We start from the raw sequence: 21,992 nt of genomic DNA on the forward strand, positions 1-21,992 counted from the left end.
CTGGGCGGAGGGCCTGCGCCTACCTCTCGACCCCGGGTCGCGACGCGGGTCCGGCCGCCGTCGGCGGGCCGCGCCACGCGGGTGCGGGCGCCCGTGTCCGGGCAGGTCTTGCCGTTACGTTGGCTGACATGGCTTTGCAACCGATTGAGGACTACGCCCTGCTCGGGGATCGGCACACGGCGGCGCTGGTCGGCCGCAACGGCTCCATCGACTGGCTGTGTCTGCCGCGGTTCGACTCGTCGGCGTGCTTCGCGGCCCTGCTCGGCACCGAGGAGCACGGGCACTGGCAGTTCGAGCCGGTCGAGCCCTACGAGACCACCCGGCAGTACGTCGGCAGCTCCGCAGCGCTGGAGACGACGTTCACGACGACGTCGGGCGTGGTGACGATGCTCGACGTGATGCCGGTCGGCGACCGCCGGGCCGACGTCGTACGCCGGATCATCGGGGTGAGTGGCACGGTGCGGCTGCGTCACGAATGGGTGGTGCGCACCGACTACGGCAAGGTCCGCCCCTGGGTGCGCCGGGCGAAGCTGGACGGCATCGAGGTGATCGTGGCGATCGCCGGTCCGGACAAGCTCGTCCTGCGCGGTCCCCGACTCCCGCACGCCTCCGACCACCGGCACAGCGACGAGTTCGACGTCGCCGAGGGCGAGCATCTCACCTGGTCCACCACCTGGATCCCGTCGTACGCCGACCTGCCCGCCTCGATCATCGAACCCGCGCGGATCACCGAGACCATCGACGAGAGCGACGAGTGGGCCTCGCGCTGCCGTGCCGACGTGCCGCACCGGGAGCTGGTGATGCGGTCGTTGATGACATTGCGGCTGCTCACCCACAAGCACACCGGCGGCATCGTCGCGGCACCGACCACGTCGCTGCCCGAGGACTTCGGCGGTGAACGCAACTGGGACTACCGGTTCTGCTGGTTGCGCGACGCGTCACTGACCCTGGAGGCCCTGCTCACCGCCGGCTACACCGACGAGGCGGAGCTGTGGCGCGACTGGCTGCTGCGCGCCGTCGCCGGCGATCCCGAGGACCTGCAGATCATGTACACCGTCGACGGCGGCCGGCAGCTGCCCGAACACGAGCTCGATCACCTGCCCGGGTACGCCGGGTCCCGCCCGGTGCGCATCGGGAACGGCGCGGTCGACCAGCGTCAGACCGACGTGCTGGGAGAGGTGATGATCGCGCTCGAGCTGGCCCGTGAGGCAGGCCTCGCGCCGAACGACGACTCGTGGGCCCTGCAGCGTGCCCTGGTCAACGCCCTGGCCAAGGACTGGCAGGAGCCCGACAACGGTCTGTGGGAGATCCGCGGCCCGCTGCGTCACTTCACCCACTCGCGGGTGATGGTCTGGGCCGCGTTCGACCGCGCCGTCCGCGCCGTCGAGCGGCATGATCGTCCCGGCGACGAGGTCGATCGGTGGCGCCGGCTGCGCGACGACGTACGGGACGAGGTGATGGCGCGCGGCTTCAATACCGAGCACAACACCTTCACCCAGCACTACGACACCACCGAGGTCGACGCCTCCCTGCTGGTGCTGCCCCTGGTCGGCTTCATCGACGGTGAGGACCCGCGCATGCTCGGCACCATCACCGCCATCGAACGCGACCTCATGCGGGACGGGCTGCTGCTCCGCTACCGCACCCAGTCCGGCGTCGACGGGCTGGCCGGCGACGAGCACCCGTTCCTCGCCTGCTCGTTCTGGCTGGTCTCGGCCTACGCCGCCGCCGGGCGGCACGACGACGCGCGGGCGTTGTTCGACAGGCTGGCCGCCCTGGCCAACGACGTGGGGCTGCTGGCCGAGGAGTACGACCCGGGCAACCACCGGATGGCCGGCAACTTCCCCCAGGCGTTCAGCCACCTCACGCTGGTCCAGGCCGCCTTCCGCCTCGACGCCTGACCACGTCCGACGCGCCCGGTGGCCCCCGGGAAACACGCTGCCGGCGCCCGGGAACGACTCCCGGACGCCGGCAGCGTGGTGTTCAGGTGGCTACTTCACCACCCTGATCCTGATCTTCTTGCTCACGGCCTTGTTCAGCGTGTTGCCGGCGTACTTCACGACCGCCGTCTGGATTCCCTTCTTCGGGAACTTCCTCAGCGTGATCGTCGCGCGGCCGCCCGAGAGCGACTTGGCGTAGGTCTTGCCGGCCACGCGGACGGTCACCTTGCCGGCCACCGTCTGCCCTGCCGCCTTCAGGATGACGGTCACCTTGGCGGCCGTCTTCTTCACCCTGATCTTGGTCGGCGACACCTTCACCGTCATGGTCGGCTGGGCCTTGACGACGTTGACCGTGTTCAGGCTGAACGCGGACTTGGTGTGGTCGTCACCGATGTAGAGCACGTGGATCGTGTGCTCGCCCACGGCGGAGAACGGGCTGACCGCCAGGCGACCCTTGCCGTCCAACAGCTCGGCAGCCGTGGTCAGCTCGCCGTCGACGTAGAGCCCGATGTAGCCGGTTGGGGTGAAGCCCTCGGCGGTGACCGTGGTGTCGATGATGATGCGCCCCGACTTGACCACGGGCCTGGTGGTGCTCAGCTTGCTGGTCACCTTCGGTGCCGCCTTGACCACCTTCACCTGCACCGTGGTCTCCGACGGGAGGTTCTGCTCATCGCCCACGAATCGGACCGTCAGGGTGTTGTTGCCCATGTCGAGCACCCGGCTGTCGAACTGCACCGTGGCGGTGCCGTCGGTCACCGTGCCGGCGCCGATCACCTCGTCGCCGAGGAGCACCTCCACCTCACCCGTGGTCGGGTTGGCGGAGGTCAGCTCGGCCACCACCTCACCGGTGCGACCGTAGGCGACCTTGTCGGCCTCGGCCGTGAGGCTGGTCGCCGTGGGCGCCAACGGAAGGCCCACCTGGGTGAGCGTCGGGTCGGCCACCGCGCCGACGGTCCAGGTGCCTTCGAGATCGGCCGGCGCGGTGAAGGTCACCGTGGCCGATCCGTCGGTCACCGGGAACGTGCCCATCGGCACCGAGTCGGTGTCGTTGCGCAGGAACACGCGCAGCTCGGTGTTGTCCGGGCTGCCGGCCGAGGTCAGGTCGAGGTTCGACAACGTGAACGACACCTGGTCGCCGGCCGAGACGCTGGCCGGGAGACCACTCTCCACGACCTGCTGGCGAGCGAAGTCCGGGGACACCGGCTTGTGCCCCTGGAGGTAGTTGATCCACATGTCGCGGTCGATCAGGCCGGTGTCGCTGGCCTGTCCTTCCTTGAAGGCGAAGAAGTTGTCGCCACCCGCTGCCAGGAACGAGAACGTCGACACCGTGTAGGTCGCGGCCGGGTCGAGCGGCTGACCGTCGATGACCACCGAGGTGATCCGCGAACCACGCGGCTGCGTGGCGTCCTGGGTGACCCGCACGTTGTCCGAGAGGCCGAGTGCCAGGAACGGACGCGATGCGCCGTCGGGCTGCCACTGCTGCTCGAGGACGTCCTTCAACTGCGCACCGGTCAACTTGACCAGCGACACGTTGTTGACGAACGGGAGTACTCCGTTGGCCTCGGCGTAGGTGATCACGCCGTCGGTGTTGGCCGGGTTGGACGTCGTGTCGCCGGCGTAGTTCAGGTCGGTCCGCAACCCACCGGGGTTGGTGATGCCGAGGTCGGCGTCGAAGTCCGAGCCCAGCCCGTCACGCAGTGCGTTGCCGACCAGGTCACCGAGCGTCGACTCGGCGCCACGGTCCTCCGCGCCCGCCGGGGTCTTGGCGCGGGTGATGTCGGCGGTCAGCTCACCGACCGGCTGGTTGCCGATCTCGGCGGCGTGTGCCATGGCGGCGTCGACAATCGTCTTCACCTGGCCGACACGGGGGTACTTGCCGACCAGGACGGCGTCGTCCTCGGTGGTGCGGGCCACGTTGCGCGACTCGTAGGAGACCACGTCGCCCGTGGCCTGGTCGACCGTCAGCGAGACCTGGCCGACGTTGTCGGCGTACTGACCGGTCTGGATGATCGGGCGGGTCGTACCGGCCTGGCCGGGGACCGGGGCGTCCCAGGCGTAGGTCTGGTGCGTGTGGCCGTTGAAGATCACGTCGACGGAGGCGGCGAGGTTGGCCATCTCGGCGAACTCGCCGCCCTTGGCGATCTCGTCCTCGTAGCTCGATCCGACACCCTGCGTGGCGCCGGCGTGGAAGCTGGCGATGATCACGTCGGCCTCACCGTTGGCGTCGTCGCCGTCGCTGAGCTCACCGGCGACCCGGTTGACCGCTTCGACGGGGTCGCCGAAGTCGATGTCGGTGATGCCGGCGGGGCTGACCAGCGAGGAAGTCTCCTCGGTGACCGCACCCACGACGGCGACGGTGACACCGTCGACCTCGAAGGTGGCGTACTCCGGCAGCACCGGGTCGGTGGTGCCCTTGGCGTAGACGTTCGCGCCGAGGTAGTCCCACTGTGCGTTGCGGGCGTCGTCCGGCCCGATCACCCGGTCGCGCAGGTCGGCCCAGCCCTTGTCGAACTCGTGGTTGCCCACGGCGGAGGCGTCGAGACCCAGGGCGTTCATCACGTCGATGGTCGGCTGGTCACCGTCCACCGCCGAGGCGAACTCGGAGGCACCGATCAGGTCGCCGGCACCCACCATCAGCGTGCTGTCGGCGCCGCCCTGCTCGGTCAGCTCCTCGACCGTTCCGGCCCACTTGACCGTGTTGGCGTTGATCCGCCCGTGGAAGTCGTTGACCCCCAGCAGGTTCAGCGTGACCTGGCCCGCGACCGGGGCGTCGTCGGCGGAGATGCCGACGATCTCGGGGTCGTGGTCGGAGCTGCGGTAGACGTTGGGCTCGTAGAAGTCCGTCACGTTGTAGTTGTGCCGGCTGTACTCGAAGGCCACCGACTCACCCGAGTTGATGTTCCAGATGTCGGCGCCCTGGACGGTAGCCAGTGCCGCATCGTTGGCGAGCACGTGGTCCAGCGAGCCGGAGAGCCCACTGAAGCTGTACGTCGACTCACCGGGGGTGTTCGACTCGACATTGGTGAACCCGCCGTCGTACAGCACGTGCATCGGGTCTTCTTCGGTGTAGGAGTTGAAGTCACCGGTGAGGAAGACCTTCTCGGTGCCGCGGTCGGCAGCGAACTCGTCCGCGAACGTCAGCAGCGATGCAGCCTGGCGCGTGCGGTCACCGTTCCAGCCACCCTGGCCGTCACCGGAGTCGGCGTTGTCGCCCGAGCCGGGGCTGCCCTTGGACTTGAAGTGGTTGACGATCACCGCGAAGGCGGCGGTGTCAGCAGCTCCGGCGGGCTTGAAGGCCTGGCCCATGGGTTCACGGGCGTTGGCGAAGTCGGCGTTGCCGACCAGCACCTCGGAGGCACCGACCAGGTCGACGCTCCCGGGCTTGTAGATGAACGCCGTGCGGATCACGTCCTGCTCCGCGGTCGGCGGCAGGTCGGCCGCGGCCGGGGACGGGGCGAACGCCCAGACGTCGGAACCGGCGGCGGCGTTCAGCGCGTCGACCAGCGTCGACAGGGCGTCGTCACGGTCGGCCTCACCGAGGGCCACCGAGTTCTCGATCTCCTCCAGGGAGACGACGTCGGCGCCGAGGGCGTTGATCGCGGCCACGATCTTGGTCTGCTGGCGCTCGAGGTCCTCGGCCTCGGCGGCACCACGCGGACCGTTGTTCGCACAGGAGTTGTCGGTGACCGGGTCACCGGCGCGGTCGTTGTAGAACGTGCAGCCGGGAGCCCAGTCGACACCGAGCGTGTTGAAGTAGTTCAGCACGTTGAAGGTGGCGATGTGCAGGTCGCCGTCAACGGCCTCGGGGGCCGGCGTACGGGTGTTGGTGAACGTGGCCGTCGAGGCACCGTTGTCGGTGACCTGGGCGGTGGGCTGGAACTTCCACGTGTTGTTGCGGTACTCGAGGACCACCGGGCCGGTCAGGGTCGCGGTCGCGCCGACCCGCACCGGGTTGGCCTTCGAGATCCACGGCAGGGCAGTGCCCTGGTTCTCAGCATTGAAGAAGTTGAGGCTGGCGCCGTCATCGAGGACGACACCGCGGGCGGTGTTGTCGGCCTTGACGGCCTCGGCCTCGGGGGTGCCCGGGCGGGCCACGTCGGTCCACTGGAGCAGCGGCTTGTCGCCGGTGGCCAGGCCGATCTCGCCGTACTGGTTGGTGGAGTAGGTGTTGGTGACCGTGAAGGCGTCGGTCGGGGCGAGCAGCTCACCCTCGTGCGCCTCGCGGTCGCCTTCGGTGGTCGGGTAGGCCGCGGCCAGCGGAGTGACCGCCGGGAGTGCGGTGTCGAGCTTGGTGACCCCGCCCGTCGCGGGCGTGATCTCGGTGGTGCCGTTGAACTCCGAGACCGTGCCGACGACCTGGACCGAGTCGCCCACGGCCAGGTTGGCCGCGCCGACGGCGTTGCCGTAGACGAAGACCGCGTCGGAGGCGCCCGGGGTGGCGTCGGTGCCGGCACCGGTTCCGCCGGTCTGGATGTAGACGCCGTTGAGGCCGCCTGAGTTGTACGCCGCGGTGACGACGCCCTGCGTGGTGACGTTGTCGCCGTTGAGCGGCGAGACCGGGCCCGTGCCCTGCACCTCGGCGATGGTGGCATCGACGTCGGCCGGGGGCTCGACGCCCCCGCCCGTCCCTTCGGGGCTGGGTGCCCCCGCGTCGAAGTCTGCGGCGTTCTGGTCGGTGTCTGACCCGTCGGCGTCTCGCGAGACGGAGGCAGTGTTGCTCATGGCGGGCGCCTTGGCGGTGCCCTCCCAGACGTTGCTGTCCACGCCGACGAGGTCGACGACGGCCGGGTCTCCGGCGAACGTTCCGGTGCCGGGGTTGACCGCAGTGGTGCTGTCCTTGACCAGGATGGCGGTGCCGTTGCTGCCGCCCATGGAAACCGTGCCGAGCACGTCAGGCGAGGGCAGCGCAACCGTGCCACCGCTGCCCTTGGCCTCCTGGACCAGGAAGTGCTCGCCGGCCGGCACGGTGCCGGTCAACGGCGTCACACCCGTGGCGGCTGCAGCACCCGTGCCACTGCGCCACTGGACCGACCAGCCGTCGACGGAGATCGGCGCACCGGTCGGGTTGTGGAGCTCGATGAAGTCATGGGTGAAGGTGGCGCCGGAGTTGCCGCCGCCGCCGTACACCTCGCTGATGACGAGGCCGCTGCCGTCGGGGGCAGCACCCGCAGTGGGGGTGATGGCGAGCGTCGTAGCCGCCAGGGCGAACACGGAAATGGCAGCCAACGCAGAAGTGCGCGGCCGCCGGGTCAGGCCAGACAATGGGACTCCCAGGAACGTCACGGACAGAACGGTCAGGGGAAGTGCCAGCCCGAACTGACAGGTGACCGGGAACCGTCATGCTGCCCCATCATCCGCAACCTGACCAGTGGAACCGGCAAACTTTCGGTAACACATTGATGCACGAACTGATTTCCGGCCCCTGGTGGTTGGCGACGAATTTGTCGCGACTGCGCCAGGAAAGCGACAGGTTCGTCGCGAACTGCCCCTGGGGAGGGAGTCAGACGGCGCTGCGGATCTGGTGGCGCTGGCGCCAGGCGTCGCGGAAGAACTCGTAGCCGGACCACACCGTCATCGCGACGGCGCCGGCCAGGAGCACCTGGCTGAGGTAGAAGAGCACATCGCCGGGGACGTCCATCCACCCGTCGACCTGGCGCAGCGGCAGGCAGAGACCGGCCAGCGCCAGGGCCTGCAGCACGGTCTTGATCTTGCCGCTCTGTGCCGCCGCGATCACCACGTTCTTCATGATCGAGAGGCGCAGCAGGGTGACGCTCCATTCGCGTGCCAGCACCAGGATGGTCACCCACCACCACACGTCCCCCACGACCGAGAGGCCGATGAACGCCATGCCGGTGATCGCCTTGTCGGCAATCGGGTCGGCGATCTTGCCGAAGTCGGTGACCAGGTTGCGGGCGCGGGCGATGTCGCCGTCGATCTTGTCGGTGATCATGGCTGCCGCGAAGAGCGCGAAGGCGACGAGTCGCCAGGTGATCGAGTCGCCACCGTCGTGGAGCAGCGCCCACCCGAAGAACGGCACCATCACGATGCGCAAGGTGGTCAGCGCATTGGGCACGTTCCAGTTGCTGGGGGTGGTGTCGGTCATCAGGCCCCGTCCGTCGCGTGTGTGGTGGTGGCGATCAGGTCGACGCCGTCCGTGGCGGTGACCGTCGCAGTGATGATGTCACCCACGGCCACACCGCCGGCCACGTCCTCGACCAGTGTCGTGCCGTCCACCTCGGGGCCCTGGTGCGCGGCCCGGCCCTCGACCGCTGCCTCAGGCCCGTCCGCGAGGGACTCGACGAGTACGTCGACGGTGCTGCCGATCCGCTCCTCGGCCCGCTGGGCGTTGAGCTCCTCGACCAGCGCGGTCACGTGCTCGGTGCGCTCACGGACCTCGTCGGGGTCGAGCTTGCCGTCGTAGGACTCGGCTTCGGTGCCGTCCTCGTCGGAGTAGCCGAAGACGCCGGTGACATCCATGCGTGCTGCCTCGAGGAAGTCGCACAGGGTCTGCAGGTCGTCCTCGGTCTCACCGGGGAACCCGACGATCACGTTGGAGCGAACTCCCGCCTCGGGGGCCAGGGAGCGGATCTGCTCCAGCAGCGACAGGAAGCTGTCGGGGTCACCGAACCGGCGCATTCGGCGCAGCACCGACGCCGATGCGTGCTGGAAGGACAGGTCGAAGTAGGGGACGACACCCGGGGTGCCGGCGATCGTCTCGATCAGGCCGGGACGTGTCTCGGCCGGCTGCAGGTAGGAGACCCGCACACGTTCGACACCGTCGACGGCGGCCAGCTCGGGCAGCAGGGTCTCGAGGAGGCGCAGGTCGCCGAGGTCCTTGCCGTAGGAGGTGGAGTTCTCACTGACCAGGAACAGCTCCTTGACGCCCTGGCTGCCCAACCACTGGGCCTCCTGCAGCACATCGCTGGGGCGTCGGCTGACGAACGAGCCGCGGAAGCTGGGGATCGCGCAGAACGAGCATCGGCGGTCACACCCGCTGGCCAGCTTCAGGGGCGCCATCGGACCGCCGTCCAGGCGTCGTCGTACGGCGCGTGGTCCGGAGGCGGGGGCCTGGTCGGCGGCCAGGTCGGGCGCATCGAAGACCGGGGCCGCGTGGCCGGGCACGCTCACGCCGCTCGCATCACGGTCGACCGGACTGATCGGCAGCAGCTTGCGCCGGTCGGAGGGCGTGTGGGCGTGGTGGGTCTCCCCCGCCACGATCGAGCGCAGGCGGGCCGCGATGTCGGGGTAGTCGTCGAAGCCGAGCACGGCGTCGGCTTCGGGAAGGGACTCGGCGAGGTCCTTGCCGTAGCGTTCGGCCAGGCACCCGACCGCCACGACGGCCTGGGTGTGGCCACCCTTGCCGGCCGACGCCTTGAGGTCGGCGGCCTGCAGCAGGGTGTCGACGGAGTCCTTCTTGGCGGCCTCGACGAAACCGCAGGTGTTGACCACGACGGTGTCGGCGTCCTCCGGGTCGTCGACGAGACGGAAGCCGTCTGCTTCGAGCCGACCGGCCAACTCCTCGGAGTCGACCTCATTGCGGGCGCAACCGAGGGTGACCATCGCGACGGAGAGCAGTCCGTCGCCGGGGCGGGTGTGTGAAGTCGTCATGGTTGCCTCCGAGTATGCCGGTCCCCGGCTGCCGAGGCATCTTTCCGGAGCCCCTCGAGCACGGTGAGGACGGTCACGCGTCGGCCCCTCACGGCGTACGACGGCCCCGGACACCGCGCAGAAGCAGGGTCCGGGGCCGCCATGGGCTCACCGGTGCACGCGCCCGGTCAGTCGTCCCAGCGGGCGAAGCCGGCAGCCCGTGCCGCAGCCTCGGATTCGAACCACACCTCGGCGATCGTGCGACCGAAGTACGGCGACTCCTCCGTGTGGAACTTCATCGAGTCCGCGTTCCCCTTGATCGAGAACGCACCACCCGGCGACGCTCCACCCGCCAACGGAGCGGCCGACCCCGGACCGTGCGCACCCTCGGGGATCGAGGCGGACGCAGCCGGGGCCGTTGCTGCGGCGCTCGCGGCAACCGGCCTGATCGCCGTGTCCCCATCAGTCGACGCGGCGTCGCCCCCGGCCCCGGAGCTCGCCGTGTCCGCGGTGTCGTAGGACGGGTCAGCGTGGAGACCGGGAGTGGCGGTCACGACCGGCTCGGGATCGGCCGTTCCGGCATGGGCACCGAGAACGGTCACCGCGCCGGCGCCTCCCGCGGAACCGGACGCGGTGTCTCCTGCCGACCACGTGTCGGCGGTCTCCACCACCGACGCGTCACCGGCCGCGTGGGCCTGGGCAGGCGGGTCCGCGTGCGCCGAGACCGGGCCGGAGTCGAAGGCCACGGGCTCGACCCGCTCGGCGTCGTACGCCGGTTCGGTGGTCGCCTCCGTGCCCTTCGCCGACCGGTCACCGGCCAGGGCAACCGCGCCGACGCCACCAGCACCGACGCCGACTGCTCCGGCTCCGGCACAACCGCCAGTGGCTCCGCGACCGGCGACCGAGGCGACCTCGACCTTGCGCAGGGTCAGGAACAGTGTGACAAGGGCTCCGAGCAGCGCCGCCAGCACGAGCCAGAACCAGTTCTCCTCCATCAGCCAGCCCATCAGAAGCCTCCTTCGGCCCTGGCGCCGGTCTCGGCCTCCAGGTCATCGACGTGCGGCAACGCGAGAGCGACGACCGCGTAGGTGAGAAGTGCGCCGACCAGGAACGCCAGCAGGATCAGGAACCACAGTTGTCCGAACAGCCATGCCATGTCGTGCTCCTCACTGAACCTGGATGTCGGCGAACCGGTTGAGATCCCGGCCCGCCTGGGTGGAGTTGTCACCGATCGGGTCGTCTGCACCGACTCCCTCGGCGGAGCTGACGCCGACGCCCGCTGCCTCGAGGACCTCGGCCACGGCGTCGGCTCGACCACTCGACAGGGGGCTGGTGGGCCGGGCCCGGTCATCGGTGTGGCCGGTGACCGTCACCGAGGCACCGCACTCGGCCAGCAGCCACGCCACGGTGTCGACCTGTTCGGCCTCGGCTCCGGCCAGGGCGCTGGCCTTCTCGCCGAACGCGACCTTGTTCCTGCCCAGGACTTTGTCGACCTGCGCCTGCAGCTTGTCGCATGTCGCGGCACCGTCCCCGGCACCCTTGTCCCCGGCGCCCTTCTCACCGGAGCCCTTGTCGCCCGAGTCGTCGTCAGCTGCGCCCTGGTCGTGACCTGCGCCCTGGTCGTCAGCGGCATCCTGGTCGTCGGCGCCGGCGGCACCGCCATCGACGTCCGCCACGCGTACGCCGTCGACTCCCTCGACGATGCCCTCGACATCGGCCGATCGGGCTCCCTTGGCCCCGGCCAGGTCGACGGTGGCGTCTCGACCGTCGAAGTCGACCTTCGCCCCCGAGATGCCCTTCCCCTCGAGCGCACTCTGGGTGCGCTCCTTCAGGTCGGACTCCGTGTCACCGCGCCCGATCACCAAGGCCAGGGCGGCCAGCAGCAGCGGAACAAGCAAAAGGGCGAGCCACCACGGCCCGCCCAATTTTCTGTGCCCCCATCGAGTGTCACCGTCGACGCGAGTGGCGCGTCCGGACTCGTTCTCATTCACCATCAGAACTCCCGAGATGTGATTTGGATAGGCGCTCTCTCCAACTCAGGAACCTAGTGCCAAATGTCCGGAATGCGCCAGGGGTCCTGTCCCGAGGAACGAGACGGGAGCCCTGGCGGACGTCAGGGCGGCGCGGGCCCCGGGCCGGTCAGCCCAGTCCGAGATCCTTCGTCGCGCGCTCGCGCATCTCCACCTTGCGCACCTTGCCGGTCACCGTCATCGGGAACTCCTCGACGACCAGCACGTAGCGCGGGATCTTGTAGTGCGCCAGCTTGCCGGTGCAGAAGGCCCTGACCCCGTCGGCGTCCAGGGGCTCGGCACCCTCGCGCATCTGCAACCAGGCCATCAGCTCCTCGCCGTACTTCTGGTCCGGGACTCCGATCACCTGGGCGTCGAGGATGTCGGGGTGGGTGTAGAGGAACTCCTCGATCTCACGGGGGTAGATGTTCTCCCCGCCACGGATCACGAGATCCTTGATGCGACCGGTGATCGCGAGGTTGCCTTCGGCATCCATGACCGCCAGGTCACCGGTGTGCATCCAGCCGTCGGCGTCCACGGCCTCAGCTGTCTTCTCCGGGTCCTCCCAGTAGCCCAGCATCACCGAGTAGCCCTTGGTCAGGAACTCCCCCGGCTCACCGCGCGGCACGGTCGCTCCGGTGACCGGGTCAACCACCTTGACCTCGAGGTGCGCCCCGACGCTGCCGACCGTGCCCACCTTGACCTCGAAGGGGTCATCCGGTGTGGTCTGGGTGGAGACGGGCGAGGTCTCGGTCATGCCGTAGCAGATGGTCATGTCGGTCACCCCGGCGTCGAGCACCTGGCGCATCATCTCCGCCGGACAGGGAGACCCGGCCATGATCCCGGTGCGCAAGGAGGAGATGTCGTAGGAGGCGAAGTCAGGTAGGGCCCACATCGCGATGAACATCGTCGGCACGCCGTACAGGCTGGTGCAGCTCTCCGAGTCGACGGAGTGCAATGTGATGGCCGGGTCGAATCCGGGCGCGGGAATGACCATGCAGGCACCGTGGGTGATCGCCGCCAGATTGCCCATCACCATGCCGAAGCAGTGGTAGAACGGCACCGGGATGCAGATCCGATCGTGCTCGGTGTAGCCGCAGCCACGCCCGACGAAGTAGCCGTTGTTGAGGATGTTGCGGTGGCTGAGCGTGGCGCCCTTGGGAAACCCGGTGGTTCCGGAGGTGTACTGGATGTTGATCGGGTCGGTCGGCGACAGGGTCGTCTGCATCGCGGCCACGCGCCCAGGATCGACCGCGTCGGCGCCTGCGACCAGCTCGTCCCACGACGACTGCCCGATCACCACGACGCGCTCGAGGGACGGACAGTCCGCACGGACCTCCTCCACCATGGCCGGGTAGTCACTGGTCTTGAACGACTCGGCCACGACCATCGTGGTGATGCCGGCCTGGTTGATCACGTAGCCGACCTCGTGCGTGCGGTACGCAGGGTTCACATTGACCAGGATCGCGCCCAGCTTCGCGGTGGCGAGCTGCACCAGCGTCCACTCCGCGCAGTTGGGCGACCAGATGCCGACCCGGTCGCCGGTCTCCACACCCGCGGCCAGAAGTCCGCGCGCCAGGGTCTCGACGTCGGCCGCGAGCTCCGCGTAGGTCCACCGCCGACCGCTGGCCACCTCGACCAGTGCCTCACGGTCCGCGAAGGACACAACGGTGTCGTCGAACTTGTCGGCGATGGTCTGCTCGAGAAGGGGTACGTCGGTCGGACCGACCGCGTGACTGGGCTGGGGCAGCGTGTCCTGGTTCACGCTCCCCAGTCTGCCGCACCCGACCGCGCGCCGCGAAGGAGCGACGCGCGGTGGGGATCACTGCGAGGGACGGAAGGTCTTCTGGGCCGACTTGCCGTCCGCACCCAGGGCGCCGTGCTCGACCCCGTTGATCTCGACGTCGACGGCTCCGGCATCGCTGGACTTGACCCGCACCGGCGGGGAGACGTCGATGCGGTGCACGTCGCCGTAGACGACGTCGTCGTTGAAGATGACCTTGCCCTTGCCGTTGCGGATCTCGAGGTGGGCCGCGCCGTTGGCGGTGATCTTCAGGGTCACGTTGTCGACGGTGGGGGCGGTCTGGTTCGGACCGTCGGAGCCGTTCAGGATCGGCGCCGGGCTCTGCAGCTCGACCGGCGTGTCCATGATCAACCGGGCCACTGACCAGGCCAGCACCAGCGTCATGATCGCCGCGATCAGCACCGACCAGTTCGGCCCGCCCCTGGTGGCCCGAATGCCACCGCTGGAGCCGGTCGCCAACTCCGCCTCGAACACCTTGCGCGGGTTGATCGGGGCGTTCGCATAGCGTTCGTCGTACGACGTCAGCAGCGGGGCGACATCGAGGCCGAGCACCCGGGCCAGCGTGCGCAGGTGACCGCGGGCGTAGAAGTCGCCGCCACAGGGGACGAAGTCGTCGACCTCGATCGACTCGATCACGTGCGGACGGATGCGGGTGCGTTCGGCGAGCGCGTCGACACTGAGACCGATCCGCGTGCGAGCGGCACTGATCTCCGGGCCGATCACCGGCTCGGCGGCCGGCTCGACCGCATAGTCGTCGATCACGAGTGGCTCGACGGTCGCCTTCGCCGTGGCGATGGGACGGACCCGGTCGCCCCAGACGCTGGTCTCCTCGACGAGCGGGACGCTGCCCTCGCGACGCAGCTCGCGCCCTTCGGGGAGATCGTCGCGCGTCTCGCCGTCGGCCCCATCGTGCGCCGTGTCGCGTGCCGTGGCGCCGTCGAGGAACAGGTTGCTCCGGATCTCGACGCGCGCCGCGGGCGACGGGTCACGCAGCGGTGCGGGGGTCGCGCTGGCGACGATCGGCTGGGTCAGCTCCTCATCGGCCGCCGCCTCCGTCGGCTGGTGCTCGTGCTCGTCGTCGTCGTCGGTGAGCGAGCCACGTCCGGCCACCTGATCGGCGACAGCTGCCTTCCAGGCACCGAACGCGGTGGCCAGGCGAGTGCCGAGGCGACCACGCGCCGGCTCGTCGTCCACCTCCTCGGCGGCCTGCGCGTCATCGATCGCCGCACGGACCGTGTCGTCGTCGAGATCGGCGTCGTGCTGCACGGTTGCGGACGAGGACGGCAGCACGATCGTGGTGGGCGGGTCGAGCGGCGGGTCGAGCTCGTCGGTCGTCTCGTCGTCGGTCAGGGGCACCTCGTCGACGGGCGGCTCCGGCTCGATCACCCTGGTCGCGCCGCCGGCGAGCTGGCGCAGCGCGGTGGTCAGGTCACCGGAGACTCCGGGCACCCGGGTCGACAGGCCCAGCGGCAGGGCGAACGGGGCGCCGTACAGCTTCTCGCTGATCAGGCTCTGCCGACGACCGGTGGCGTCCAGCTCGTCGCGCACCCGCTCGGGGTTGTGCGGCACCAGCACGAGCTTGCCGTCACGCAGCAGACCACGGCGAGGCGTGTGCTCCACGGCCGCCAGGGCGCCCCACGGGAGTCCCCGCCAGGCCTTGCCGAGGCGCAGTCGCACGCCCTGGGCGTCGGCGACCATCAACGGCGTACGGGCGTCGACGAAGGCGTGCAGCCAGGTGGCACCGATGGCGGCGAGCACCGCGAACAGCACCCAGTCCAGCACGGCGCCGGACTGGACCGCGCGACCCAGGTAGGCGATGGCGACCGCGGAGGCGACCGCGCCGATCAGCGCGGCCAGTCCCCCGTTGCGTCGCACCTCGACGATGTCGGGGGCCGCACCCAGGCTGCTTCCGGTGCTCTCGTCCACGTCGGTGGCGAACCGTTCCACTGCGCTCACATCTCCCCCTGGTTCACTCGCAGTTCGCGCGCACCGTCAGGGTGCGCGGCCATGTCACGGCGCAGACGCGCTCTCGCTTCGCTCACATCTCCCCCTGCAGGGTTGCGATGACTCCGTCGATCTCATCCGGCTTGACCAGCACGTCGCGGGCCTTGGATCCCTCACTGGGTCCGACCACGCCGCGACTCTCCATGATGTCCATCAGGCGACCCGCCTTGGCGAAGCCGACCCGCAGCTTGCGTTGCAGCATCGACGTCGACCCGAACTGGGTCGAGACCACGAGCTCGACGGCCTGCACGACCAGGTCGAGGTCGTCACCGATGTCGTCGTCCAACTCACGCTTGCTCTGGGCCGGAGCGGTGACGTCCTCGCGGTACGTCGGCTCCAGCTGCTCCTTGACGTGACTGACCACGGAGGCGATCTCGGCCTCGGTGACCCAGGAACCCTGCACACGAACGGCCTTGCTGGCTCCCATCGGCAGGAACAGCCCGTCACCCTGGCCGACCAGCTTCTCCGCACCCGGCTGGTCGAGGATGACCCGACTGTCGGAGAGGGAGGAGGTGGCGAAGGCGAGTCGCGACGGAACGTTGGCCTTGATCAGACCCGTGACCACGTCGACCGAGGGGCGCTGGGTGGCCAGGATCAGGTGGATCCCGGCCGCACGCGCCAACTGGGTGATGCGGACGATGGCGTCCTCGACGTCTCGCGGGGCGACCATCATCAGGTCGGCGAGCTCGTCGACGATCACACACAGGTAGGGGTACGGCGAGAGCACGCGCTCACTGCCCGGAGGCAGCTCGACCTTGCCGGCCCGCACCGCCTTGTTGAAGTCGTCGACGTGCCGGTAGCCGAAGTTGGCCAGGTCGTCGTAGCGCATGTCCATCTCGCGCACCACCCACTGGAGGGCCTCGGCGGCCTTCTTGGGGTTGGTGATGATCGGTGTGATCAGGTGCGGGATTCCCTCGTAGGCGTTCAGCTCGACCCGCTTGGGGTCGACCATGATCATCCGCACCTCGTCGGGAGTGGACCGCATCAGCAACGAGGTGATCATCGAGTTGATGAACGACGACTTGCCCGAGCCGGTGGCACCGGCCACCAACAGGTGAGGCATCTTGGCGAGGTTCGCCACGACGAAGCCACCCTCGACGTCCTTGCCGAGCCCGACCACCATCGGGTGGTGGTCGCTGCGCGCGGTGTTGGACCGGAGCACGTCGCCCAGCGAGACGATCTCCTTGTCCAGGTTGGGGATCTCGACACCGATCGCGGACTTGCCGGGGATCGGGCTGAGGATGCGGACATCGGCCGAGGCGACGGCGTAGGCGATGTTCTTCGACAGCGCGGTGACCTTCTCGACCTTGATGCCGGGGCCGAGCTCGACCTCGTAGCGGGTGACCGTGGGGCCGCGCGTGTAGCCGGTGACCTGGGCGTCGATGCCGAACTCGTCGAGCACCTGGGTGAGCCGGTCGACGACGGCGTCGGAAGCCTTGGACTTGGCCTTGTGCACCGAACCGGGCTTGAGCGCGTCGCTGGTGGGCAGCGAGTAGGTCACGTCTCCGGAAAGCGCCAGCTGCTCCACCCGCGCCGGCAGCTGGGCATGGGCCGGAGGCTCGAGGTCGGGCTTGACGATCGACGGCTCGGCGACCGGGAACGGTGCCGCCGCGGCGTCACCGAACGGGTTGTCGCCCGCCTGGTCGCCGTCCGGCTGGTCGTTCTCCTGCGCGACGTCGATCGGGTCGGGCTTGCGCCGACGCTTCTTGATCTCACGGTCCTCGAGCACCGGGGTGTCGTAGGCGGGGTCCCCCATCTCGGGGTCGATCTCGTCGGCAGCGGCCTTCCTGCCGCGACGCGAGCGGATCGGCTGGGTGGGTGCGTCCTCGTCGCCCGCGCCGTCGGGAGCCGAGCGGCCGAGCAGCCAGTCACGAGTCTCGGCCAACCGGGTCGGGATCTGGTAGACCGGCGTCGCGGCGATGACGAGGATGCCGAAGACGGCCAGGAGGGCGAGCAGGGGCACGACGACGTACGGCGAGCGCAGCAGGTCGAGCAGGAGACTCGAGATGACGAAGCCGATCGCTCCCCCGGCCTGCTGGAGCTTCTCGGTGTCACCCTGGACCGGCCGCGGGCTCCCGTTGGCGATGTGGACGATGCCGAGCACGCCGAAGGACAGCGTCGCCCAACCGATCACCTGACGGCCGACGGGACCGTTCTGCTCCGGATCACGCATGTTGCGCCAGCCGACGTAGATCAGCCCGAGCGGCACGAACCACGCCAGCTTGCCGACGGAGCCGGCGACCATGGTGCGGAAGAAGTCCATCACGCCACCGGGCAGCTGCCACCACACGGCGGCGGCCACCACGAACGCGAGCCCGAACAGGAACAGCGCCGCGCCGTCGCGTCGTTGTTCGGGGTCGATGTCACGCGCGCTGCGTCCGATCGAACGCGCGGTCGCACCGAGGGCGTGGGCCAGGCCCAGCCACACCGCTGCGATCGCGCCTCCGATCACCACGAAGACGCGCAGAATCGGGCCAGGTCCGTTGCGAACTGCTCGGGGGGCCGGGCGCTTCGCCGTGGAGGGCTTGCGCTTCGGCGTCGGCTTTCGCTTGGCCTGGCTGTTTGTACTCCGGGATCGGGTGCTCGAACCTGCCTTTGCAGACGTGCTCTTGCTCCGCGAACCCGGCGGGGAAGACGTACGGGTCGCCATGCTCAGGACTCTATGTGATCGTCACTCCAGTCCCACGGATAACAGGATGCGTGTCGCGCAGAACGTCGTACGACGAAGGGGTGGGCGACTGCCCGTTCGTCGCTGGACCCGTGCACGCGAGATTCGCCGGTGACCAACCCGTTATGGGGAATTTTCTTGTCGCTCTAGACCGCCACTGCAAGAACTCCTAGTGTGACGCAGGTCATGGGCACACCCCCGCTCGTGACCTCGGAAAATGAATATTGGAGGGCACCATCGTGAAGTTCCTCAGGCAGGGCATCGCCCTGGCCGTAGTAGGCGCCGGCCTGGCCGCCGCCCCCGGGCTGAGCGCGACCGCATCTCCTGCCGTGACCAAGGACGACAAGTCCCTGGTCCAGCAGATGCGCAGCGCAGCAGACGGGTCGACCAAGATCAGTGCCGAAGACGCCACCGGAAAGGTCGGCTTCGTACGAGCCGCCCGCGGTGGCGACCTTCTTCCGTCGAACGACGGCTCCCCGGCCGCCAAGGCCGATGCCTACCTCGACGACTACGCCAAGGCGTTCGGCGCACCGCGCGACCAGCTCGTGCGCGACAGCATCGCGAAGAACAACCTCGGCACCAGCGTCAGCTACGTCCAGCAGTACAAGGGCGTCCCCGTCTTCGGCACGTTGGTCCGTGCCTTCGTCGACAAGGGTGGCGACCTGACCAGCGTCAACGGCGAGGCCGTGCCCGACCTGAACCTCTCGGTGACCCCCAAGATCACCGAGACCGAGGCCGGCACCATCGCCACGGGACTGGTCAAGGCGCAGCCGCCGACGACCGACGGCAAGTCCGACACCACGGGCATCACGGCGAAGACCACCGAACTGGTCGTCTATCGCGAGGGCCTGGTCAAGGGTGTCAAGGGTCAGAGTGAGCTGGTCTACCAGGTCGAGGTCACGAACGAGAAGAACGTGCGCGACATGGTGTTCCTCAACGCGAACACCGGCAAGATCGTCAACCGCTACTCCACGATCGACAGCGCGCTCGACCGTGAGCTCTACGAGGCCGACGAGAACCGCAACCTCACGCTGGTCTGGAAGGAGGGCGACGCGCTCCCCGGCACGCTCAACGAGGACCAGGAGAGCATGGTCCGTTCCACCGGCGAGGCCTACTGGTTCTTCAAGAACGGCTTCGGCCGCGACTCCTACGACGGCGCCGGCGCGAAGATGCGCACCATCAACAACGACCCCGCCATCGCGTGCCCCAACGCCAACTGGAACGGCGTGACCACCAACTACTGCGACGGCGTCTCCTCCGACGACGTCGTGGCGCACGAGTGGGGCCACGCCTACACCGAGTACACCCACGGCCTGATCTACCAGTGGCAGTCGGGCGCGCTCAACGAGGGCTACTCCGACGTCTGGGGTGAGACCGTCGACCTGATCAACGGCCGCCTCGACGAGGGCGAGGGCGACCTCACCAAGAAGCGCACCGTGGGCATGTGCTCCTCGCACTCCCTCCCCAACCCGTTGGTGACCATCAACTCCCCCGCGTCGATCGCCAAGGACTGCCTGACCGGCGGCTACATGGGCCCGATCCTCGACGCGCCGATCACCAGCGACGTCGTGATCGCCGAGGACGCCGTCGAGGACGGCGGCACCGCCACCGACGGATGCTCGCCGTACACGAACGCGGCCGACGTCGCGGGCAAGATCGTCATGGTCGACCGCGGCCTGTGCACCTTCGTCGAGAAGGCCGAAGCCGCTCGCGACGCCGGCGCGGCAGCCGTGATCATCGGCAACCGCGACGACAGTCCGATCGGCTTCAGCAGCCCCGACCTGACCCTGCCGCCGACCGCCTCCATCGGTCTGACCGACCGTGAGTCGATCCGCACCGCGATTGCCGGTGGCGACCCGGTCAGCGTGACCATCAAGGACGCCAGCGGCGCCCGCGAGGACTCCTACCGCTGGCTGATCGGCGAGAAGAGCGAGGCCTTCGGCGGCGCGATCCGCGACATGTGGAACCCCACCTGCTACGGAGACCCCGGCAAGGTGTCGGACGCCGAGTACAAGTGCGCGACCGACGACAACGGAGGCGTCCACGGCAACTCGGGCGTCGTCAACCACGGCTACGCCCTGCTGGTCGACGGCGGCACCTACAACGGTCACACCGTCAAGGGCATCGGCCTCGACAAGGCCGCGGCCATCTACTACCAGGCGATGACCGTCTACCAGACGCCGGTCAGCAACTTCGTCGACCACGCGAACTCGCTCGAGGCCTCCTGCGCCGACCTGACGAACAAGGCGATCAAGAAGCTCTCGACCCGCGAGAACGACTCCAAGGTCAACTACGACAAGATCACCGCTGACGACTGCGCACAGGTCGCCGCGATGACCGCGGCCGTGGAGTTCCGGCTCGACCCGACCGAGGAGTGTGGCTGGGAGCCGCTGCTCAAGCAGAACGCGCCGTCGGTGTGCGGTGAGGGCTTCGACACCGAGACCCTCTTCGCCGAGGACTTCGAGGACGGCATGGACGACTGGACGCTCAGCGGCGAGACGGTCAACGGCTCCTACCCCGACCCGGCCGACTGGGCGGTGACCTCGGAGTACCGGGGCGACCACACCAGTGCGGTGGCGAAGGGCAACGCGCCGGACCAGGGCGACTGTGACCCGTCCAGCAACGACATCTCCAGCGCGAACTTCATGACCAGTGGTGACATCGCGATTCCGGAGGGTGCTTCGGCTCCCCGGATGACCTTCGAGCACTACATCGCGACGGAGACCGGCTACGACGGCGGCAACGTGCGCATCAGCGTCAACGGCGGTGACTTCACCCCGATCGCGGCTGACGCGTTCACCTTCAACGGTCCGCTGCAGATCTCGACCGAGGCCGAGCAGAACACCAACCCGCTGGCCGGGCAGCCCGGGTTCACCGGCACCGACCCGGGCACGCCGTTCGGCAGCTGGGGCGAGTCGCAGGTCGACCTGTCCAAGGCCGGTGTCGCAGCCGGCGACACCGTGCAGCTCCAGTTCGCCATCGGCCGTGACGGCTGCGGCGGCGTCGACGGCTGGTACGTCGACGACATCCAGGTCCTGACCTGCGAGGTGGCCGCGAACCTGAGCGCCACCGTCTCCCCCGCCAAGCCGGCCTACGGAACGGCGGCCACGGTGAAGGTCGACGTCACCACCGCCGGCGAGGACGTCCCGACCGGTGACGTGACCGTCGCCGAGGGTGAGACCGAGCTCGGCTCGGTCACGCTCAACGGGATCGGCCAGGGATCGATCACGCTGCCCAAGGACCTCGCGGTCGGCAAGCACGCGCTGACCGTGACCTACTCGGGCGACGACGTGTACGCCGAGAAGACCACCACGCTCAACGTGACGGTCTCCAAGGCGAAGGCGACCGTCGCCGCGACGGCGCGACCGTCGACGATCACGAGGACCAGGACCAGCGCCGTGACGGTGACGGTCAAGGCCACCGGGGTCGCACCGACGGGCAAGGTCACGATCGTCAAGGGCTCGAGAGTGCTGGGCTCGGCCACGCTGAGCTCCGGCAGGGCCACGATCAAGGTCAAGGGCTCCAAGCTCGCGATCGGCAGGAACAAGCTGACCGCGAAGTACGCCGGCTCGGCGACCGTGGCGGCCGGCGCCAAGGCGTTCACGATCACCGTGAGGCGGTAGTCACCTGATCGCCTGATGCACCGAACCTGGTGCACACACTGGGGCCCTGTCCGGACTCGTCCGGGCAGGGCCTCCGTCGTCGTTGCGGACGTCCTGCGAACCGGTCGCCCGCGCCGTTCTGACCGGCGTCAGGTGAGGGAGCTGAACCAAGGCACGACGACGAAGGCCGTCGGCAGGGCCAGTACGCCGATCGCGGCGATCACCAGTGACGCAGCCTGAACACGGTGCTCCTCGAGGTCGTCGAGCAGTCGGACCCGTGTCACCAGGGTGGCTCCGGTGGCCCCCAGCGCAGCCTGCGGCGCCCGACCCTCGGCGAGCGCGACCAGGGCCCGTGCCAGCGGCAGCGGCCCGGCGACC

11 protein-coding genes and 1 pseudogene are annotated in these 21,992 nt (G+C 69.0%); 2 read left to right on the forward strand and 10 right to left on the reverse strand.

The annotated features are described in order from the left end of the window. Window positions 1-128: 128 nt before the first annotated feature. A complete protein-coding gene (locus NJ4_RS06905; RefSeq protein ID WP_067432161.1) occupies window positions 129-1,901 on the forward strand; it encodes a glycoside hydrolase family 15 protein in 1,773 nt (590 codons plus the stop codon). A 90-nt stretch (window positions 1,902-1,991) separates the two neighbouring features. Here NJ4_RS06905 and NJ4_RS06910 read toward each other — a convergent pair whose 3' ends face one another. From NJ4_RS06910 to NJ4_RS06945, 9 genes are all read right to left on the reverse strand, one after another. After that, on the reverse strand, window positions 1,992-7,166 hold the full coding sequence (locus NJ4_RS06910) for an ExeM/NucH family extracellular endonuclease (protein WP_157550854.1): 5,175 nt from the start codon (window positions 7,164-7,166) through the stop codon (window positions 1,992-1,994). A 274-nt stretch (window positions 7,167-7,440) separates the two neighbouring features. Continuing rightward, window positions 7,441-8,043: a CDP-diacylglycerol--glycerol-3-phosphate 3-phosphatidyltransferase gene (pgsA, locus tag NJ4_RS06915; RefSeq protein ID WP_067432167.1), complete on the reverse strand. Its 603-nt coding sequence runs from the start codon at window positions 8,041-8,043 to the stop codon at window positions 7,441-7,443. Further along, window positions 8,043-9,548, reverse strand: a complete 1,506-nt coding sequence (rimO, locus tag NJ4_RS06920) for a 30S ribosomal protein S12 methylthiotransferase RimO (protein WP_067432170.1) — start codon at window positions 9,546-9,548, stop codon at window positions 8,043-8,045. The genes pgsA and rimO overlap by 1 nt, the downstream gene beginning before the upstream one ends. Window positions 9,549-9,715: 167 nt before the next feature. Then, entirely contained in the window at window positions 9,716-10,534 is an 819-nt protein-coding gene (locus NJ4_RS06925) for a sunset domain-containing protein (RefSeq protein ID WP_067432176.1), read from the reverse strand. Then, entirely contained in the window at window positions 10,534-10,683 is a 150-nt protein-coding gene (locus tag NJ4_RS25570; protein ID WP_157550856.1) for a hypothetical protein, read from the reverse strand. Before NJ4_RS25570 ends, NJ4_RS06925 begins: the two co-directional genes overlap by 1 nt. 10 nt (window positions 10,684-10,693) lie before the next feature. Beyond that, on the reverse strand, window positions 10,694-11,521 hold the full coding sequence (locus NJ4_RS06930; protein ID WP_082748257.1) for an OmpA family protein: 828 nt from the start codon (window positions 11,519-11,521) through the stop codon (window positions 10,694-10,696). A gap of 145 nt (window positions 11,522-11,666) precedes the next feature. Beyond that, a complete protein-coding gene (locus NJ4_RS06935) occupies window positions 11,667-13,301 on the reverse strand; it encodes an AMP-binding protein (RefSeq protein ID WP_067432181.1) in 1,635 nt (544 codons plus the stop codon). A 57-nt stretch (window positions 13,302-13,358) separates the two neighbouring features. Further along, on the reverse strand, window positions 13,359-15,296 hold the full coding sequence (locus NJ4_RS06940; RefSeq protein WP_157550859.1) for a helix-turn-helix domain-containing protein: 1,938 nt from the start codon (window positions 15,294-15,296) through the stop codon (window positions 13,359-13,361). A gap of 82 nt (window positions 15,297-15,378) precedes the next feature. Continuing rightward, window positions 15,379-17,994 (reverse strand): DNA translocase FtsK, encoded by a 2,616-nt coding sequence (locus tag NJ4_RS06945; RefSeq protein ID WP_082748258.1) that lies wholly within the window; start codon window positions 17,992-17,994, stop codon window positions 15,379-15,381. 257 nt (window positions 17,995-18,251) lie between these two features. Between NJ4_RS06945 and NJ4_RS26890 the strand changes: the two genes are divergently transcribed. Next, window positions 18,252-21,635, forward strand: a complete 3,384-nt coding sequence (locus NJ4_RS26890; protein WP_157550862.1) for a M4 family metallopeptidase — start codon at window positions 18,252-18,254, stop codon at window positions 21,633-21,635. A 128-nt stretch (window positions 21,636-21,763) separates the two neighbouring features. Here the strand turns inward: NJ4_RS26890 and NJ4_RS25930 are convergent. Beyond that, a pseudogene (locus NJ4_RS25930) lies at window positions 21,764-21,992 on the reverse strand (M56 family metallopeptidase); the annotation flags it as partial.

Source organism: Nocardioides jensenii JCM 1364 = NBRC 14755 (assembly GCF_001552535.1).
Lineage (GTDB): Bacteria > Actinomycetota > Actinomycetes > Propionibacteriales > Nocardioidaceae > Nocardioides > Nocardioides jensenii.

Bases quoted from the DNA above. Each gene is read 5' to 3' on its own strand.
- NJ4_RS06905 (WP_067432161.1), top strand. From the start codon at position 129: ATGGCTTTGCAACCGATTGAGGACTACGCCCTGCTCGGGGATCGGCAC.
- pgsA (WP_067432167.1), bottom strand. From the start codon at position 8,043: ATGACCGACACCACCCCCAGCAACTGGAACGTGCCCAATGCGCTGACC.
- rimO (WP_067432170.1), bottom strand. From the start codon at position 9,548: ATGACGACTTCACACACCCGCCCCGGCGACGGACTGCTCTCCGTCGCG.
- NJ4_RS06925 (WP_067432176.1), bottom strand. From the start codon at position 10,534: ATGGGCTGGCTGATGGAGGAGAACTGGTTCTGGCTCGTGCTGGCGGCG.
- NJ4_RS25570 (WP_157550856.1), bottom strand. From the start codon at position 10,683: ATGGCATGGCTGTTCGGACAACTGTGGTTCCTGATCCTGCTGGCGTTC.
- NJ4_RS06930 (WP_082748257.1), bottom strand. From the start codon at position 11,521: ATGGTGAATGAGAACGAGTCCGGACGCGCCACTCGCGTCGACGGTGAC.
- NJ4_RS06945 (WP_082748258.1), bottom strand. From the start codon at position 17,994: ATGGCGACCCGTACGTCTTCCCCGCCGGGTTCGCGGAGCAAGAGCACG.